Annotated in this window: 17 protein-coding genes; 10 read left to right on the top strand and 7 right to left on the bottom strand. The window is 67.8% G+C overall.

All coding sequences use genetic code 11. The features are described 5' to 3' along the window. The first annotated feature begins 162 nt into the window (after positions 1-162). On the top strand, positions 163-699 hold the full coding sequence (hslV, locus tag VXM69_RS18600) for an ATP-dependent protease subunit HslV (protein ID WP_006477497.1): 537 nt from the start codon (positions 163-165) through the stop codon (positions 697-699). Between the two features lie 10 nt (positions 700-709). Then, positions 710-2,053 (top strand): ATP-dependent protease ATPase subunit HslU, encoded by a 1,344-nt coding sequence (gene hslU, locus VXM69_RS18605; RefSeq protein WP_034190252.1) that lies wholly within the window; start codon positions 710-712, stop codon positions 2,051-2,053. Between the two features lie 65 nt (positions 2,054-2,118). On the opposite strand, the gene VXM69_RS18610 is transcribed toward hslU, so the two are convergent. The 3 genes from VXM69_RS18610 to VXM69_RS18620 all read right to left on the bottom strand — a co-directional run bounded on the left by VXM69_RS18610 (position 2,119) and on the right by VXM69_RS18620 (position 4,411). Further along, entirely contained in the window at positions 2,119-2,661 is a 543-nt protein-coding gene (locus VXM69_RS18610) for a response regulator transcription factor (protein WP_021156278.1), read from the bottom strand. A 13-nt stretch (positions 2,662-2,674) separates the two neighbouring features. Further along, entirely contained in the window at positions 2,675-4,096 is a 1,422-nt protein-coding gene (locus VXM69_RS18615) for an ATP-binding protein (protein WP_034190251.1), read from the bottom strand. A gap of 90 nt (positions 4,097-4,186) precedes the next feature. Next, positions 4,187-4,411 (bottom strand): cysteine-rich CWC family protein, encoded by a 225-nt coding sequence (locus VXM69_RS18620; protein WP_343727678.1) that lies wholly within the window; start codon positions 4,409-4,411, stop codon positions 4,187-4,189. Positions 4,412-4,705: 294 nt separating this feature from the next. Between VXM69_RS18620 and argB the strand changes: the two genes are divergently transcribed. The 7 genes from argB (at position 4,706) to VXM69_RS18655 (ending at position 11,597) form a co-directional block, all read left to right on the top strand. Then, a complete protein-coding gene (gene argB, locus VXM69_RS18625) occupies positions 4,706-5,605 on the top strand; it encodes an acetylglutamate kinase (RefSeq protein ID WP_034190249.1) in 900 nt (299 codons plus the stop codon). Continuing rightward, a complete protein-coding gene (locus tag VXM69_RS18630; RefSeq protein WP_034190248.1) occupies positions 5,602-6,393 on the top strand; it encodes an HAD-IA family hydrolase in 792 nt (263 codons plus the stop codon). The genes argB and VXM69_RS18630 overlap by 4 nt, the downstream gene beginning before the upstream one ends. After that, positions 6,360-7,022: a nucleoid occlusion factor SlmA gene (gene slmA, locus VXM69_RS18635; RefSeq protein ID WP_034190247.1), complete on the top strand. Its 663-nt coding sequence runs from the start codon at positions 6,360-6,362 to the stop codon at positions 7,020-7,022. Before VXM69_RS18630 ends, slmA begins: the two co-directional genes overlap by 34 nt. Positions 7,023-7,289: 267 nt before the next feature. Beyond that, positions 7,290-8,435 (top strand): homoserine O-acetyltransferase, encoded by a 1,146-nt coding sequence (locus VXM69_RS18640; protein WP_034190246.1) that lies wholly within the window; start codon positions 7,290-7,292, stop codon positions 8,433-8,435. After that, entirely contained in the window at positions 8,432-9,040 is a 609-nt protein-coding gene (gene metW, locus VXM69_RS18645; protein ID WP_034179337.1) for a methionine biosynthesis protein MetW, read from the top strand. The genes VXM69_RS18640 and metW overlap by 4 nt, the downstream gene beginning before the upstream one ends. A gap of 93 nt (positions 9,041-9,133) precedes the next feature. Continuing rightward, positions 9,134-10,555: an AmpG family muropeptide MFS transporter gene (locus tag VXM69_RS18650; protein ID WP_059561492.1), complete on the top strand. Its 1,422-nt coding sequence runs from the start codon at positions 9,134-9,136 to the stop codon at positions 10,553-10,555. Next, positions 10,545-11,597 carry a M48 family metallopeptidase gene (locus VXM69_RS18655; protein ID WP_069706568.1) on the top strand — a complete coding sequence of 351 codons (1,053 nt, stop codon included), beginning with the start codon at positions 10,545-10,547 and terminating at the stop codon, positions 11,595-11,597. Before VXM69_RS18650 ends, VXM69_RS18655 begins: the two co-directional genes overlap by 11 nt. Positions 11,598-11,606: 9 nt before the next feature. Here the strand turns inward: VXM69_RS18655 and VXM69_RS18660 are convergent, their stop codons facing one another. Beyond that, positions 11,607-12,551, bottom strand: coding sequence for an AraC family transcriptional regulator (locus VXM69_RS18660; protein ID WP_034190243.1), 945 nt, complete (start codon positions 12,549-12,551; stop codon positions 11,607-11,609). A gap of 227 nt (positions 12,552-12,778) precedes the next feature. Here VXM69_RS18660 and VXM69_RS18665 point away from each other — a divergent pair, with 227 nt between their 5' ends. After that, positions 12,779-13,831 carry an NAD(P)-dependent alcohol dehydrogenase gene (locus VXM69_RS18665; protein WP_367189997.1) on the top strand — a complete coding sequence of 351 codons (1,053 nt, stop codon included), beginning with the start codon at positions 12,779-12,781 and terminating at the stop codon, positions 13,829-13,831. Between the two features lie 86 nt (positions 13,832-13,917). Here VXM69_RS18665 and VXM69_RS18670 read toward each other — a convergent pair whose 3' ends face one another. The 3 genes from VXM69_RS18670 to gatB form a co-directional block, all read right to left on the bottom strand. Then, a complete protein-coding gene (locus VXM69_RS18670; RefSeq protein WP_034190241.1) occupies positions 13,918-14,691 on the bottom strand; it encodes an exodeoxyribonuclease III in 774 nt (257 codons plus the stop codon). Between the two features lie 41 nt (positions 14,692-14,732). Further along, the gene (locus VXM69_RS18675) at positions 14,733-15,572 is read right to left on the bottom strand and encodes a polyphosphate kinase 2 family protein (protein ID WP_124609236.1); all 840 of its coding nucleotides are present in this window, start codon (positions 15,570-15,572) and stop codon (positions 14,733-14,735) included. Between the two features lie 118 nt (positions 15,573-15,690). Continuing rightward, entirely contained in the window at positions 15,691-17,166 is a 1,476-nt protein-coding gene (gatB, locus tag VXM69_RS18680; protein WP_034190239.1) for an Asp-tRNA(Asn)/Glu-tRNA(Gln) amidotransferase subunit GatB, read from the bottom strand. Between the last annotated feature and the right edge of the window lie 2 nt (positions 17,167-17,168).

Raw genomic sequence — 17,168 nt, forward strand, 5'->3', positions numbered from 1 at the left:
CACCGCTTCCCGGTGTGCCGATTTGCCCCCCGCCTCTTGATATCCCGGTGCCCGCCCTAAAATGAAACGGACGCGCGCCGGGCCGCTCCCCGGCGCACTGCGGATTCACGCGGCGGCGCGTCGCGCCGCCCGACTCTTCCCCGTTTTTCTCAAGGAACGCAGATGGAGCAATTTCACGGCACGACCATCGTTTCGGTCCGGCGCGGCGACAAGGTCGCGCTCGGCGGCGACGGCCAGGTAACCCTCGGCAACATCGTCATGAAGGGTGGCGCGCGGAAAGTGCGGCGGATCTACAACAACCAGGTTCTGGTCGGATTCGCGGGCGGCACCGCCGATGCGTTCTCGCTGCTCGACCGCTTCGAGGCGAAGCTCGAGAAGCACCAGGGCAACCTGACCCGTGCGGCCGTCGAACTCGCGAAGGACTGGCGCACCGACCGGATGCTGCGCCGCCTCGAGGCGATGCTGATCACGGCCGACGCCACCACCACGCTCGTGATCACCGGCAACGGCGACGTGCTCGACCCCGAAGGCGGCATTTGCGCGATCGGCTCGGGCGGCGCCTACGCGCAGGCCGCGGCCCGTGCGCTCGTCGAGAACACCGAGCTGTCGCCGCGCGAGATCGTCGAGAAGTCGCTCGGGATCGCCGGCGACATGTGCATCTACACGAACCACAACCGCATCATCGAAACGATCGAGTAAGGACCGCACCATGAGCACCATGACCCCTGCCGAGATCGTCTCGGAACTCGACAAGCACATCATCGGCCAGGCGAAGGCGAAGAAGGCCGTCGCGGTTGCGCTGCGCAACCGCTGGCGCCGCCAGCAGGTGGCCGATCCGCTGCGCCAGGAAATCACGCCGAAGAACATCCTGATGATCGGGCCGACGGGCGTCGGCAAGACCGAAATCGCGCGCCGCCTCGCGAAGCTCGCCGATGCGCCGTTCATCAAGATCGAAGCGACCAAGTTCACCGAAGTCGGCTACGTCGGCCGCGACGTCGACAGCATCGTGCGCGACCTGATCGAGATCTCCGTCAAGCAGACGCGTGAGACCGAGATGCGCAAGGTGCGCAGCAAGGCGACCGACCAGGCGGAAGACCGCATCCTCGACATCCTGCTGCCGCAGCCGCGCGCGGTGGGCTTCGGCGGCAATGCCGAACACGCGAACGACGACAACAACGCGACGCGCCAGACCTTCCGCAAGCGCCTGCGCGAAGGCCAGCTCGACGACAAGGAAGTCGAGCTCGACCTCGAGCAGCCGTCGGCCGGCATGGACATCATGGCGCCGCCGGGCATGGAAGAGATGACCGAGCAGATCCGCTCGATGTTCTCCAACCTCGGCAGCGGCAAGAAGCAGCGCCGCAAGGTGAAGATCAAGGAAGCGCTGAAGCTGCTGACCGACGAGGAAGCGGCGAAGATGCTGAACGAAGAGGAAGTGAAGACGAAGGCCGTGCAGAACGTCGAGCAGAACGGCATCGTGTTCCTCGACGAGATCGACAAGATCACGTCGCGCAACAACGAAGGCAGCGGCGGCGAAGTGTCGCGCCAGGGGGTGCAGCGCGACCTGCTGCCGCTCGTCGAAGGCACGACGGTCAACACGAAGTACGGGATGGTGAAGACCGACCACATCCTGTTCATCGCGAGCGGCGCGTTCCACCTCGCGAAGCCGAGCGACCTGATCCCCGAACTGCAAGGCCGCTTCCCGATCCGCGTCGAGCTCGACTCGCTGTCGGTGAACGACTTCGAAGCGATCCTCGTCGCCACCGACGCGAGCCTCGTCAAGCAGTACCAGGCGCTGCTCGCGACCGAGGACGTGCAGCTCGAATTCGCCGAAGACGGCATTCGCCGCCTCGCGGAGATCGCGTTCGCGGTCAACGAGAAGACCGAGAACATCGGCGCGCGCCGGCTGTACACGGTGATCGAGAAGCTGCTCGAGGAAGTGTCGTTCTCGGCCGGCAACCACGCCGGCGAGCGCGTGACGATCGACGCGAAGTATGTCGATCGCGCACTTGGCGAAGTGTCGCAGGACGAGGACCTGTCGCGCTACGTGCTGTAACGCGCGCGGCACCGGATACGAAACGGGCGGCCCGGCGGGCCGCCCGTTTTCGTTGGTGCGCCCGCTTACTGGCGCACCGGCTTTTTCGCGAGCTTGCGCTGCAGCGTTCGGCGGTGCATGTTCAGCGCGCGTGCGGTCGCCGAGATGTTGTTGTTGTTCTCGGCCAGCACGCGCTGGATGTGCTCCCATTCGAGCCGGTCGACCGACAGCACGACCGGGTTCTCGAGCGCCTCGTCGGCCTGCACCTCGGTCGCGTTGGTCTGCAGCGCGGCCAGGATCGACTCGACGTTCGCCGGCTTCGCGAGGTAGTTGTCGGCGCCTTCCTTCACGGCCTGCACGGCCGTCGCGATGCTCGCGTAGCCGGTCAGCACCAGGATCCGCGCGTCGGGCTGCAGGTCGCACAGCGGCGCGATCAGGCTCAGGCCCGAATCCTCGCCCAGGTGCAGGTCGACGGTGATGAACTGGAACTTGCCGCCGGCGGCGAGCCGCAGCGCCGCCTCCTTGTCGTGCGCCTGCTGGACCGCGTAACCGCGCCGCTCGAGGCCGCGCGCGAGCGTGCCCGCGAACACCTCGTTGTCGTCGATCACCAGGAAATTGTTCTCGCTCATGTGGTTTCTCCGTCTACGTGTTGGTTGAGGCGGCCGGCGCCGCGACGCGCACGACCGGCAGGCGCAGCACGGCCCGCGTGCCGCGCGCGGCGGTCGCGCGGCTGTCCGGCGTGCCGGCCGGCCGTTCGGCTGCCCGTTCGCCCGTGCGCTGGCCCGCGCGTGGTCCCGATGCGGCGGCGGCGTGACCATTGCCCGCACCGCCGGCCCGCCCGTTGCCGCCCGCCGCGCGCGGCGTGACATCGGACAGCTCGATCTCGCCGCCGAGCCGCGCGGCCGCGCTGAACGCGAGATACAGGCCGACCCCATGCCCGCCCTGCGTGCTGTCGACCGGCATCGCGCCGAGCGATTCGCGCAGCGAGGCCGGAATGCCGGGCCCGTCGTCGCATACCTCGAATTCGATCTCGTCGGCCGTGCCGCCATGCGCGACCTTCGCGGCCAGCGTCACGCGCTGCGGGCTCGCGCGCGCGGCGTTGTCGAGCAGGATCGTCAGGATCTGGCCGGCCGCGACCGTGTCGTCGAGCGCGACGCCCGCCGGACGCGCGCCGAGCAGCTCGAATTGCACATGCGGATGCCGCAGGCGCCAGTGCTCGACGAACGTGTCGAGCCAGTCGTCCACCGGCTGGCGGCTCGCCGGCGCGCTCGCGCGGCTGCGCAGGCGCGCGAGCGCCGACGTGCAGAGCGTCATCTGCTCCTCGAGCACCTTCAGGTCGGCCTCGTAGCGCGCGAGCCCCGGATCGGCACGCGCCGCGTCGCGCAGTTCCTCGGCGAGCATCGCGATCGTCGACAGCGGCGTGCCCATCTCGTGCGCGACGGTGGCCGCCTGCACGCCGAGCGCAACGGCCCGCTCGTCGCGCAGCAGATGCTGCTGCGCTTCGCCGAGCGCCGCATCGCGCTGGCGCAGCGCATTCGACATGCGCGCGACGAACCACGCGATCAGCCCGACGCTCACCATGAAGTTCGCCCACATGCCGGTACGGTAGTAGTCGAACAGGTTAGCCGGATTGTCCATGTTGAGCGGCACCGAATCGAAACCGAGCGCCGCATAGCACGCGACCGCGAACGCCGCGAGCCAGATCATCAGGTGCCACGGCAGCACGGCCGCCGCGATCGCGAGCGACGGCAGGTACAGCGACACGAACGGGTTGGTCGTGCCGCCCGACAGGAACAGCAGCGCGGACAGCGCGCCGAGGTCGACCCACAGCTGGCCGAGCAGCTCGAAATTGGTCTCGGGCCGCGCGCGCAGCACGCGCACCCAGGTCAGCGCATTGAAAACGATCTCGAGCGCGATGACCATCAGCATCGCCGGCAACGGCAGATGCACGCCGAAATAGGTCTGCACGACGCCGATCGTCACGAGCTGGCCGATGATCGCGAGATTGCGAAGCCAGAACAGGTGACTGAGGTTGACGCGCCCGGTAGTGGTGATTCGTTGCATCCGAGCAGTTTACCCGTTTAGCGGGCGGCGCCTCTAGCGGGGCCGGATCGGCGCGCACGGACGGCGCGAACCGCGGCACGGCCGACGCCGTCAGCCGGTCGCGCCGGCCAGCCGCTGCGCGATCTCGTCGGCAAGGCATTCGGGGCAGCGGCAGCGTGCGCCGGCCGCCGGCGGGGCGCCGCCGGGCAGCACCGGCATCGACGCGCACCAGCAGTCGAACGGCTGCGTATGCGCGCCGCAGTCGAAGCCGCGCCCGCAGTGCGGGCAACGCGCGCGGCGCGGGACGGAACGGGCGTCGGCGGCGGAGTCGGTCATGGCGCAATCGCGGAAACGGGCGGAAAGCCGCCCCACGCGACAAGCATAGCGCGGCGCACGGATTTTGCACGCCGGCCGCCCGGCCGACGTCCGCCGCCAACCGGCGCGCATCGCCCCTGCCGCGACCGCGCGCGCCCGGCCGCCGGAATCGCGCCGCGCCATAGCCGGCGGGCCGCCGCACGCCGTGCCGCCTCGCGCCGCCGGCGTTCCGGCCCGCCCAAAAACCCGATGCTGCGCTGCGCCACTCCTGTACAATTCGCCGTGTTTCAACCGTTCCCAGCCAGAGCCGCCGCCATGTCCGAGCCCATCGACCTCTCGCAGATCGCCCCGACGCTGAAAGCAGAAATCCTCGCCGAGGCGCTGCCGTACATCCGCCGTTACCACGGCAAGACCGTGGTCATCAAATACGGCGGCAACGCGATGACGGAAGAGCGGCTCAAGCAGGGCTTCGCGCGCGACGTGATCCTGCTGAAACTGGTCGGCATCAACCCGGTGATCGTCCACGGCGGCGGTCCGCAGATCGATCACGCGCTGAAGAAGATCGGCAAGGCCGGCACCTTCATCCAGGGCATGCGCGTCACCGACGAAGAGACGATGGAAGTCGTCGAGTGGGTGCTGGGCGGCGAAGTGCAGCAGGACATCGTGATGCTGATCAACCACTTCGGCGGTCACGCGGTGGGCCTGACGGGCAAGGACGGCGGCCTGATCCACGCGCGCAAGCTGCTGATGCCGGACCGCGACAACCCGGGCGAGTACATCGACATCGGCCAGGTCGGCGAAGTCGAGGCGATCAACCCGGCGGTCGTGAAGGCGCTGCAGGACGACGCGTTCATTCCGGTGATCTCGCCGATCGGCTTCGGCGAAGACGGCCTCTCGTACAACATCAACGCCGACCTCGTCGCCGGCAAGCTCGCGACCGTGCTGAACGCCGAGAAGCTGCTGATGATGACCAACATCCCCGGCGTGATGGACAAGGACGGCAACCTGCTGACCGATCTGTCCGCCCGCGAGATCGACGCGCTGTTCGAGGACGGCACGATCTCCGGCGGCATGCTGCCGAAGATCTCGTCGGCGCTCGACGCGGCAAAGAGCGGCGTGAAGTCGGTACACATCGTCGACGGCCGGATCGAGCATTCGGTGCTGCTGGAAATCCTGACCGAGCAGCCGTTCGGCACGATGATCCGCTCGCATTGAGCGCACGCCGCCAGTCGCCCGGCCCCGACCTGCCGGCCCCGCTGCGGCGCCGGCGCATCTCGCGCAGCCGGCCGCGCGCCGGCGCGCCCGTCTGGCTGTTCGACCTCGACAACACGCTGCACCACGCGTCGCACGCGATCTTTCCCGAGATCAACCGTGCGATGACGCAGTACATCGTCGACACGCTGCAGGTCGAGCGCGCCGAAGCCGACCGCCTGCGCACCGGCTACACCGAGCGCTACGGCGCCGCGCTGCTCGGCCTCACGCGCCATCACCCGATCGACCCGCACGACTTCCTGCGCGTGGTCCACACGTTTTCCGACCTGCCCGCGATGGTCCGCGCCGAGCGCGGCCTCGCGCGCATCGTCGCCGCGCTGCCGGGCCGCAAGCTGATCCTGACCAACGCGCCGGAAAACTATGCGCGCGCGGTGCTGCGCGAGCTGCGCATCGAGCGGCTGTTCGAGCGCGTGATCGCGATCGAGCACATGCGCGACCGCCGCACGTGGCGCGCGAAGCCCGATCACACGATGCTGCGCCGGACGCTGCGCGCCGCGCATGCCCGCCTGTCCGACGCGATCCTCGTCGAGGATACGCGCGGCCACCTGAAGCGCTACAAGCGTCTCGGCATCGGCACGGTATGGATCACCGGCCACCTGCCGGGCCATCTGCCCGTTACCGGGCGTCCCCACTATGTCGACCAGCGCATTCGTTCGCTAAAATCGCTCCGACTGGGCACACGATCGGGGCGACAAAAATGCAGCCGACTTACCCGCAGGACCAAGCCGTAACCGAAAGCCAGGCTACCCCCTCGCGCCCGCGCCCCAAGCCGGGCGAGCGCCGCGTCATGATCCTGCAGATGCTCGCGACGATGCTCGAGGCGCCGAAACCCGAGAAGATCACGACCGCCGCGCTCGCGGCCCGGCTCGACGTGTCGGAAGCCGCGCTATACCGGCACTTCGCCAGCAAGGCGAAGATGTACGAAGGGCTGATCGAGTTCATCGAGCAGGCGCTGTTCGGGCTCGTCAACCAGATCGTCGCGAAGGAACCGAACGGCGTGCTGCAGGCCCGAACGATCGCGCTGACGATGCTCAATTTCGCCGCGAAGAACCCCGGGATGACGCGCGTGCTGACCGGCGAGGCGCTGGTCGGCGAGGACGAGCGGCTGACCGAGCGCGTGAACCAGCTGCTCGACCGCATCGAGGCGACCGTCAAGCAATGCCTGCGCGTCGCGCGCACCGAGGCGCAGGCGCCCGACGGCGCGACGCCCTTCGTGCTGCCGGCCGACTACGATCCCGCCGCCCGCGCGAGCCTGCTCGTCAGCTACGTGATCGGCCGCTGGCACCGCTTCGCGAAAGGCGGATTCCACAAGCCGCCGGGCGAGCAGGCCGATGCGCATCTGCGGCTGATCCTGCAGTGACCGGCGCCCGGCGGCACGCCGCGCCATGCGTGCCGGAATCCGCGCCGCGCAATTTCCGCTATACTTTGCCGACTGTCGCTCCTCGGGCGGCAGGTCGGAGCGCGCCGATTTGCTGACTCGATTGCGGGCGCGCGAACCGGCCGGGCGTTGACGATGTCTCCGTCCCGGCGGTTCACTACAAATGCGGCTAAAGAGGTCGTCAGCCGCGCATCTCCGACTCCGCGCCTCGCCGACACCATTTAGCCGCCCAGTCATAAGGCGGAACGAATGGAATCGATCGGCATCGTCGCTCCACAGACCATGCACTTCGCCGAACCGCTGCGCTTGCAAAGCGGCAGCGTGATCGGCAACTATCAGCTCGTCGTCGAGACGTACGGCGAGCTCAACGCCGCGCGCTCGAACGCGGTGCTCGTCTGCCACGCGCTCAACGCGTCGCACCACGTCGCCGGCGTCTACGCGGACGATCCGCGCAGCACCGGCTGGTGGGACAACATGGTCGGCCCCGGCAAGCCGCTCGACACCAACCGCTTCTTCGTGATCGGCGTGAACAACCTCGGCTCGTGTTTCGGCTCGACCGGCCCGATGAGCATCGATCCGTCGACCGGCAAGCCGTACGGTGCAAAGTTCCCGGTGGTGACCGTCGAGGACTGGGTGCATGCGCAGGCGCGCGTCGCCGACGCGTTCGGCATCGAGCGCTTCGCCGCGGTGATGGGCGGCAGCCTCGGCGGCATGCAGGCGCTCGCGTGGAGCCTGATGTATCCGGAGCGCGTCGCGCACTGCATCGACGTCGCGTCGACGCCGAAGCTGTCCGCGCAGAACATCGCGTTCAACGAGGTCGCGCGCTCGGCGATCCTGTCCGATCCCGACTTCCACGGCGGCGACTACTACGCGCACGGCGTGAAACCGAAGCGCGGCCTGCGCGTCGCGCGGATGATCGGCCACATCACGTACCTGTCCGACGACGACATGGCCGAGAAATTCGGCCGCGCGCTGCGCCGCGCCGACGGCGCGCTCGACGCGTACAACTTCAGCTTCGACGTCGAATTCGAGGTCGAGTCGTACCTGCGCTACCAGGGCGACAAGTTCGCCGACTACTTCGACGCGAACACGTACCTGCTGATCACGCGCGCGCTCGACTACTTCGACCCGGCGAAGGCGTTCGACGGCAACCTGACGGCCGCGCTCGCGCACACGCAGGCGAAGTACCTGATCGCGAGCTTCTCGACCGACTGGCGCTTCGCGCCCGCGCGCTCGCGCGAGATCGTGAAGGCGCTGCTCGACAACAAGCGCACGGTCAGCTACGCGGAAATCGATGCGCCGCACGGTCACGACGCGTTCCTGCTCGACGACGCGCGCTATCACAACCTGATCCGCGCGTATTACGAACGAATCGCCAACGAGGTGGGTGCATGAACCAGCAAGCGCTGAATTCCCTGTCCGCGCGCGCGGATTTCCGCACGATCGCGCGCTGGGTCGAGCCGCGCTCGACCGTCCTCGACCTCGGCTGCGGCGACGGCTCGCTGCTGGCGCTGCTGATGGAGGAACTGGACGTCACCGGCTACGGCATCGAGCTGAACGACGCGGGCGTGCTCGCGAGCGCGAAGAACGGCATCAACGTGATCCAGCAGAATCTCGAGGACGGCCTGCGGCTGTTCGAGGACCACAGCTTCGACATCGCGATCCTGTCGCAAACGCTGCAGACGATCCACCAGACGGCCGCGATCCTGCGCGAAACGGCGCGCGTCGGCCGCGAGTGCATCGTGTCGTTCCCGAACTTCGGCTACTGGCCGCACCGGCTGTCGGTGCTGCACGGCCGCATGCCCGTGTCGAAATCGCTGCCGTACCAGTGGCACAACACGCCGAACGTGCGGGTGCTGACGATCAAGGATTTCGAGGCGCTCGCGCCCGAAGTCGGCGTCACGATCCTCGACCGCGTCGTGCTGCACGAGGGCCAGCCGATTCGATGGGGAGCGAACTGGCGTGGTAGTCTTGCTGTCTACCGCGTCAAGCGCAGCTGAGCCGGGGGGCCGTTGACGGACGCCGGGCCCGGCCCGCGCCGCCCCCGCCGCGCGCTGCCGCCGCAATCAGTCAACGCTACCCAGTTCCAGTCCATGTCGAAAACGCCACACGAGGCGCCCGCACTCACCGCTCACGAGGATCACCCCGGCTGGCGAGCCTATCTGAACACGCACATGCTGATCTGCGTGTTCCTCGGCTTCACGTCAGGCCTGCCCCTCTTCACGCTCGTCTACCTGGTGCAGGCATGGCTGCGCTCCGAGGGCGTGAACCTGAAGGAAATCGGCCTGTTCGCGCTGATCCAGTTCCCGTATACGTGGAAGTTCCTGTGGGCGCCGCTGATGGACCGCTACATCCCGCGCCTGCCCGGCTGGCGGCCGGGCCGCCGGCGCGGCTGGATGCTGCTCACGCAGGTGCTGGTCGCCGGCGCGATCGCCGCGCTCGGCTTCGTGTCGCCGCGCGACTCGATCTGGACGGTCGCCGCGCTCACGACGCTCGTCGCGTTCTTCGGCGCGAGCTCCGACATCGTGATCGACGCGTACCGCCGCGAGCTGCTGCGCGACACCGAGCAGGGCCTCGGCAACGCGGTGCACGTGAACGCGTACAAGCTCGCCGCGCTGATCCCCGGCTCGCTGGCGCTGATCCTGTCCGACCACATGCCGTGGGACGCGGTGTTCGCGCTCACCGGCGCGTTCATGCTGCCGGGCATCCTGATGACGCTGCTCGTGCGCGAGCCCGAAGTGGTCGGCACGCCGCCGCGCAACCTGCGCGACGCGATCGTGCTGCCGTTCCGCGAATTCATCCAGCGCGACGGCTGGGCCGGCGCGCTGCTCGTCATCGCGTTCATCTTCCTGTTCAAGATCGGCGACACGATGGCCACCACGCTGTCGACGTCGTTCTTCCTCGACATCGGCTTCTCGCGCACCGAGATCGGCATTGTCGCGAAGACCACCGCGCTCGTCGCGAGCGTCGCCGGCGGCATCATCGGCGGCATCTGGCTCGTGAAGATCGGCATCGGTCGCGGGCTGTGGATCTTCGGCGCGCTGCAGATGGTGTCGACGCTCGGCTTCGCGTGGCTCGCGCAGCTCGGCCCCGGCTCGCCGGTACTCGCGATGCTGTACGACTTCACCGTCTCGACGAGCCATGCGATCGCATCGGCGCTGTCGGTGTTCGGCATCGCCGTCGCGCCGCAATTCAGCCCGATGACGGTCGCGCTCGCGATCGTCTACGGGTTCGAAACCTTCACGACGGGCCTGACGATGGCCGCGTTCGTCGCCTATATCGCGAGCACGACCGACCCGCGCTACACGGCCACGCAGTTCGCGCTGTTCACGAGCCTCGCGTCGGTGCCGCGCACGCTCGCGTCGGCCGCGAGCGGCTTCATCGTCGCGAAGATCGGCTGGTTCGACTACTTCATCGTGTGTACCGCGCTCGCGATTCCCGGCATGCTGCTGCTGTTCAAGATCGCGCCGTGGAACGGTACCGCCCGCAACGGCGAGGCCAGCCGTGCGCAGTGACCGCCTGCACCGCGTCGCGCGCGCGGCGGCCTCGCTGAGCATCGGCGCCGCGGCACTTGCGGCGTCGTTCGCGCACGCATCCGACGCCGCCGCGACCGCGGCGGGCTCCGGGCCCGCCGCACCGCCCGCGCCGGCGACTTCCGCCGCGCCCGTGGCGCCGTCCGCCGCCGAAGCCGCGCAGCCGACCGGCGCCGCCGCGCCGGCGAAGGCGTATGCGCAAACGCCTCAGCAGCAGGTCCGCTACGGCAACGCGATCGCGTTCCGCACGCTGATCCCGTCGCCGCTGCTCGAACAGCTCACCGCGAACGAATATGCGCAGATCGTGCAGACGGCCGCCGACAGCAACCGGCTGCTGCCCGCGAACCAGCCGCGCGTGAAACGCCTGCGCGCGATCGTCGCGAAGCTCGCGCCGTATTCGGTGAAGTGGAACGACCGCGTGAAGAGCTGGGCCTGGGACGTCAACGCGATCCGCTCGCGCGACATCCGCCTGACCTGCCTGCCGGGCGGCAAGGTGCTCGTGTACGGCGGCATGCTCGACCGCATCCGCCTGAACGACGACGAGCTCGGCGTGCTGCTCGCGCACGGCATCGCGCACGCGCTGCGCGAACACGCGCGCAGCAACTTCAGCGCGACGTCGCAGACGTCGCTGCGGGCGGCCGCGCTGCCGCCGCTGTTCGGCGTCGGCGATCCGCTGCCGCAGGCGCTGAATCTCGGCGAGCGCCTGCAGTCGCTTCACTACGAGCCGACCGACGAGACCGAAGCCGACGTGATCGGCGGCGACATCGCCGCACGCGCGGGCTTCGATCCGCGCGCCGCGATCACGCTGTGGGACAAGCTCGCGGTCGCGACGCGCGCGAACAAGGCGACGGGCTTCATCTACACGCACCCGTACAGCACCGCGCGACGCCAGGACCTGCTGAACCGGCTGCCCGACCTGATTCCGCTGTATGCGAAGGCGATCGGCAAGCGGGTCGACGCGCTGCCCGACTATGCGGGCATCAGCGCGCAACGGCGCAAGGTCGTCCGGCGCGCCGCCGGGTAACGCCGAACGCTACGCGTCCACCCCGGTCGCGACCGGGCGGACCCCGCTTTCACGCATCCAGCGCACCTCGTCACCGGGGCTGCGGCCGAACAGCCGCTTGAACTCGCGGCTGAACTGCGACGCGCTCGCATAACCGACGCGCGCGGCCGCCGTGCCGGCGCCCATCCCGTCCTGCACCATCATCAGCCGCGCCTGGTGCAGCCGCGCCGCCTTCACGTACTGCATCGGCGACGTCGCCGTCACGTGCTTGAACTGCGCGTGGAACACCGCGAGGCTCATTCCGGCCTCGCGCGCGAGCGTCTCGACGTCGAGGTCGGCGTTCAGTTCCGCATGGATGCGCCGCAGCGCCTTCGCGATACGGCCGAAGTGATGCTGCTGCACGAGCGCCGCGCGCATCGCGTCGCCCTGCTCGCCCGTCAGCACGCGATAGGCGATCTCGCGCATGATCGCGGGCCCCAGCACGCGCGTGTCGTGCGGCGATGCGAGCGCTTCGAGCAGCCGCACGACCGCGTCGGCCAGCGGCGCGTCGAGCGGCGTCGAATAGACGCCGAGCGGTTCGCTGACGGCCGCGCCGAGCGTCTCGTCGAGCAGGATCGCGAGCTCGGCGATCACCGCGAGGTCGACGCGGATCGAGATCGCGAGAAACGGCTCGTCCATGCTCGCGAAGGTCTCGCATTCGAACGGCAGCGGCACCGACAGCACCAGGTACTGCTGCGCGTCGTAGACGAACGAGCGGTCGCCGAGATAGCCGAGCTTGCGCCCCTGGCACACGACGATGATGCTCGGTTCGTACAGCACGGGCAGGCGCGGCACGGGACGGCTCACGCGGATCAGGCGCACGCCGTCGAGCGCCGCGAGCGTATCGCCCTCGTTCGGCGCGAGATGCGTGTGCAGCTCGATCATGCGGCGCTGCACGCGGTCGCCCGCGTCGGCCAAAAGGGGTTGGAAGCTCATCGGCGTGGTCCTGCGCGGCAAGAGAATCTGGCTTGCAATGTAGCAGCCTGCACGCGTTTTGACGGCTGTTCGCGTGCAGTTCAAGAGGAATAGGCAAATCTTCGAGACCTTCGTGTATTTCGCCGGCGCGCCGCGATCCTTACGATGACGTCCTGCCTCGCCGCATCGCCACATGATGCGACGGCAGTCTGTTTCGCCGGATCCGTTCCGGACAAGGAGCCCATCGCATGAGCACTACCTATGCCTACGCGGCGACCGATTCGCAGTCGCCGCTCGCCCCGTTCGAATTCCAGCGTCGCGCGCTGCGCGACCTCGACGTCCAGATCGACGTCCTCTACTGCGGCGTCTGCCACTCGGACCTGCACCAGGCGCGCAACGAATGGCGCAACACGATGTACCCGGTCGTGCCGGGTCATGAGATCGTCGGCCGCGTGACGGCGACCGGCCCGCAGGTCTCGCGCTTCAAGGTCGGCGAGCTGGTCGGCGTCGGCTGCCTCGTCGATTCGTGCCGCACCTGCCCGAGCTGCGCCGAAGGGCTCGAGCAGTATTGCGAGAACGGCTTCGTCGGCACCTACAACGGCCAGGATCGCGTGACGGGCGACGTCACGTACGGCGGCTATTCGACGCAACTCGTCGTCGACGAGGCGTTCGTGCTGCGCGTGCCGGACACGCTCGACCCGGCCGGCGCCGCGCCGCTCCTGTGCGCGGGGATCACGACCTACTCGCCGCTGCGGCAGTGGAACGTCGGCCCCGGCAAGAAGGTCGGCATCGTCGGGCTCGGCGGCCTCGGCCACATGGGCGTGAAGCTGGCGCGCGCGATGGGCGCGCACGTCGTGCTGTTCACGACGTCGCCGTCGAAGATCGAGGACGGCAAGCGCGTCGGCGCGCACGAAGTCGTGATCTCGAAGGACGAAGCGCAGATGAACGCGCACCTGAACAGCTTCGACTTCATCCTGAACACGGTCGCCGCGCAGCACGACCTGAACCCGTTCCTGCACCTGCTGAAGCGCGACGGCACGATGACGCTCGTCGGCGCGCCGGAACACGATCACCCGTCGCCGCAGGTGTTCAACCTGATCTTCAAGCGCCGCCGCCTCGCGGGCTCGCTGATCGGCGGGATCGCGGAAACGCAGGAAATGCTCGACTTCTGCGCGCAGCACGGGATCACGTCGGATATCGAGACGATTCCGATGCAGCAGATCAATGCCGCTTACGAGCGGATGCTGAAGAGCGACGTGAAGTACCGCTTCGTGATCGACATGGCGTCGATCAAGCAGTAAGCCCCGCCTCAAACGAAACGGGCCGCATGTTCGACATGCGGCCCGTTTCGCATTCGGCGACTGCGCACGCGGCGCAGCGCCGGCAATCACTTCGCGTAGTCGTAGTCGATCGTCAGCGGCGCGTGATCGCTGAACTTGATGTCCTTGAAGATCGACGTGCGTTTCGCGGTACCGGCCACGCCCGGCGTCGCGATCTGGTAGTCGATCCGCCACCCGACGTTCTTCGCGTACGCCTGGCCGCGATTGCTCCACCACGTGTACTGCTCGGGACGCGGGTCGAGCGTGCGGAACACGTCGACATAACCGACGTCGTCGAACAGCTTCGTGAGCCATTCACGCTCTTCCGGCAGGCAACCCGAGTTCTTCTGGTTGCTCTTCCAGTTCTTGATGTCGATTTCCTTGTGGACGATGTTCACGTCGCCGCACAGGATCACCTCGCGCTTCTTCTTGAGCTGCGCGAGGTGCGGCATGAATTCGTCCATGAAGCGGTACTTCGCCTGCTGGCGCTCCTCGCCGCTCGAACCGGACGGCACGTACACCGACACGACCGACAGCTTGCCGTAGCGCGCCTCGACGTAGCGCCCTTCGGCATCGAATTCGCTGCTGCCGAAGCCGATGATCACGTCATCGGGTTCGCGGCGGCTGTACACGCCCGCGCCGCTGTAGCCCTTCTTCTCGGCGTGGTGGAAATAGCTCTTGAAGCCGTGCGGCTCGACGAATTCGGCCGGCAGGTCGTCGGCCGATACCTTGATTTCCTGCACGCACACGCAATCGGCATTCTGTTCGCCGAGCCAGTCGAAGAAGCCCTTCTTCGCGGCGGAGCGGATGCCGTTCAGGTTGGCGGTAATCACTCGCATCATGTCGGGTTCCGTTCAGTTCGATGTTTTTACAGGGTGGCAGCTTAACGGATCTTCACGCCTTCGAGCTCGGGCTTCGGCGGCGGGAATTCCAGCTTCATGTCGGTCATCGTGCGCAGCAGCAGCTCGGCGATCATCACGTTGCGGTGCGTCTTCGAGTTCGCGGGGATCACGTACCACGGCGCATGCTCGACCGACGTCGCGGCGAGCGCGTCGCGGTACGCGGACTGGTAGGCGTCCCAATGCTTGCGCGCATCGAGATCGGCGATGTCGAACTTCCAGTGCTTGGTCGGATCGTCGATGCGCGCCTGCAGCCGCGCGCGCTGCTCGTCCTTCGAGATGTGCAGGAAGCACTTGACGATCGTCGTGCCGTTTTCGTGCAGCATCGTCTCGAAATCGCGGATCTGCCGGTAGCGGCGCTCGCATTCCTTGCTGTCGATCGCGTCGAGCACGCGCGGCACCAGCACGTCTTCATAGTGGCTGCGGTTGAAGATCGCGAGCTCGCCCGCGGCCGGCACCTGCGCGTGCACGCGCCACAGGAAATCGTGCGCGGCCTCGATCGGCGTGGGCGCCTTGAACGACACGACGCGCAGGCCGAGCGGGTCGACCTCGCGGAACACCGCGCGCACGGTGCCGTCCTTGCCGCTGGTGTCCATCCCCTGCAGCACGAGCAGCACACGCTTCTTCTGCTGCGTGTGCAGGCGCTCCTGCTGGACGTCGAGCTCGGTCGACACGGCCGACAGCCGTTCGCGGTCGGCGTCCTTCGAGCCGGACGAAAACGGCTTCGCGGCCGGGTCGAACGCATCGAGCTTGAATGCGGCGGCTTCCTTCTCGCGCGTGAATTCAGGCACGCGGAAATCGTCGAGAGACGGTTGTTTCGCCATTCGTTCCTCCGTTGGACGGTGTGGCGCATACGATAACGCATCCGCCAAACGCAACGGGCCGCCCCGAACTGGTTCGAGGCGGCCCGTCGTCAAGCGCGGTTCAGGCGCGCGGTCATGCTCAGCCGAGCTTCTTCTTCAGCAGTTCGTTGACCTGCTGCGGATTGGCCTTGCCCTTGGTCGCCTTCATCGCCTGGCCGATCAGCGCGTTGAACGCCTTTTCCTTGCCCGCGCGGAATTCCTCGACCGACTTCGCGTTCGCCGCGAGCACGTCGTCGATGATCGCTTCCAGCGCGCCGGTATCGGAGATCTGCTTGAGCCCCTTCGCGTCGATGATGCGGTCGGCCGCGCCTTCGTCGGTCGCCTTCTCGTCCCAGATCGTCGCGAAGATTTCCTTCGCGATCTTGTTCGAGATCGTGCCGTCGGCGATGCGCTGCAGCAACAGCGCGAGCTGCGCGGCCGACACGGGGATCGCGTCGATCTCGATGCCGTCGCGGTTCAGCTGCGACGACACGTCGCCCATCAGCCAGTTCGCGACGGTCTTCGCGTTCGCCGCGCCGGCCTTCGCGACCACCGACTCGAAATACGCGGCCATCGCCTTGCTCGACGTCAGCACGCCCGCGTCGTACGCGGACACGCCGTACTCGTCGGCGAAGCGCTGCTGCATCGCGGCCGGCAGCTCGGGCATCCCGGACTGCACGCGCTCGATCCAGTCCTGGCCGATCACGAGCGGCATCAGGTCGGGGTCGGGGAAGTAGCGGTAGTCGTGCGCGTCTTCCTTGCTGCGCATCGAACGCGTCTCGCGCTTGTCCGGATCGTAGAGGCGCGTTTCCTGCACGACCTCGCCGCCGTCCTCGATCAGCTCGATCTGGCGACGCACTTCATAGTTGATCGCTTCCTCGAGGAACCGGAACGAGTTCAGGTTCTTGATTTCCGCGCGCGTGCCGAACTTCTCCTGGCCGACCGGGCGTACCGACACGTTCGCATCGCAGCGGAACGAGCCTTCCTGCATGTTGCCGTCGCAGATGCCGAGCCACACGACGAGCCCGTGCAGCGCCTTCGCGTACGCGACGGCCTCGGCCGCGCTGCGCATTTCCGGCTCGGTGACGATCTCGAGCAGCGGCGTGCCCGCGCGGTTCAGGTCGATCCCCGTCATCCCGGCGAAGTCCTCATGCAGCGACTTGCCCGCATCTTCCTCGAGATGCGCACGGGTCAGGTTGACCGTCTTCTCGTAGGCCGGCTTGCCGGCCTTCTCGTTGGCGGGCACCTGGATCGTGATCCGGCCGCCCTGCACGACCGGAATCTCGTACTGGCTGATCTGATAACCCTTCGGCAGATCGGGGTAGAAATAATTCTTGCGCGCGAAGATGCTGCGCGGCGCGATGGTCGAGCCGATCGCGAGGCCGAAGCGGATCGCCCGCTCGACCGCACCGCGGTTCAGCACCGGCAGCACGCCCGGCAGCGCCAGGTCGACCGGGCAGGCCTGCGTGTTCGGCTCGGCGCCGAACTGCGTCGACGCGCCCGAGAAAATCTTCGAGACGGTCGACAGTTGCGCGTGCGTCTCGAGACCGATGACGACTTCCCATTGAGTAGCCATTG

Origin of the sequence: Burkholderia sp. Ed8 (genome assembly GCF_040761425.1) — a bacterium.
Classification (GTDB): domain Bacteria; phylum Pseudomonadota; class Gammaproteobacteria; order Burkholderiales; family Burkholderiaceae; genus Burkholderia; species Burkholderia seminalis.

Excerpts from the sequence above, each read along its gene's own strand:
- VXM69_RS18670 (WP_034190241.1), bottom strand. The coding sequence starts at position 14,691 with ATGATGCGAGTGATTACCGCCAACCTGAACGGCATCCGCTCCGCCGCG.
- metW (WP_034179337.1), top strand. The coding sequence starts at position 8,432 with ATGAACCAGCAAGCGCTGAATTCCCTGTCCGCGCGCGCGGATTTCCGC.
- argB (WP_034190249.1), top strand. The coding sequence starts at position 4,706 with ATGTCCGAGCCCATCGACCTCTCGCAGATCGCCCCGACGCTGAAAGCA.
- VXM69_RS18610 (WP_021156278.1), bottom strand. The coding sequence starts at position 2,661 with ATGAGCGAGAACAATTTCCTGGTGATCGACGACAACGAGGTGTTCGCG.
- VXM69_RS18665 (WP_367189997.1), top strand. The coding sequence starts at position 12,779 with ATGAGCACTACCTATGCCTACGCGGCGACCGATTCGCAGTCGCCGCTC.
- VXM69_RS18650 (WP_059561492.1), top strand. The coding sequence starts at position 9,134 with ATGTCGAAAACGCCACACGAGGCGCCCGCACTCACCGCTCACGAGGAT.
- VXM69_RS18640 (WP_034190246.1), top strand. The coding sequence starts at position 7,290 with ATGGAATCGATCGGCATCGTCGCTCCACAGACCATGCACTTCGCCGAA.
- VXM69_RS18675 (WP_124609236.1), bottom strand. The coding sequence starts at position 15,572 with ATGGCGAAACAACCGTCTCTCGACGATTTCCGCGTGCCTGAATTCACG.
- slmA (WP_034190247.1), top strand. The coding sequence starts at position 6,360 with ATGCAGCCGACTTACCCGCAGGACCAAGCCGTAACCGAAAGCCAGGCT.
- hslV (WP_006477497.1), top strand. The coding sequence starts at position 163 with ATGGAGCAATTTCACGGCACGACCATCGTTTCGGTCCGGCGCGGCGAC.
- hslU (WP_034190252.1), top strand. The coding sequence starts at position 710 with ATGAGCACCATGACCCCTGCCGAGATCGTCTCGGAACTCGACAAGCAC.
- VXM69_RS18620 (WP_343727678.1), bottom strand. The coding sequence starts at position 4,411 with ATGACCGACTCCGCCGCCGACGCCCGTTCCGTCCCGCGCCGCGCGCGT.
- VXM69_RS18660 (WP_034190243.1), bottom strand. The coding sequence starts at position 12,551 with ATGAGCTTCCAACCCCTTTTGGCCGACGCGGGCGACCGCGTGCAGCGC.
- VXM69_RS18615 (WP_034190251.1), bottom strand. The coding sequence starts at position 4,096 with ATGCAACGAATCACCACTACCGGGCGCGTCAACCTCAGTCACCTGTTC.
- gatB (WP_034190239.1), bottom strand. The coding sequence starts at position 17,166 with ATGGCTACTCAATGGGAAGTCGTCATCGGTCTCGAGACGCACGCGCAA.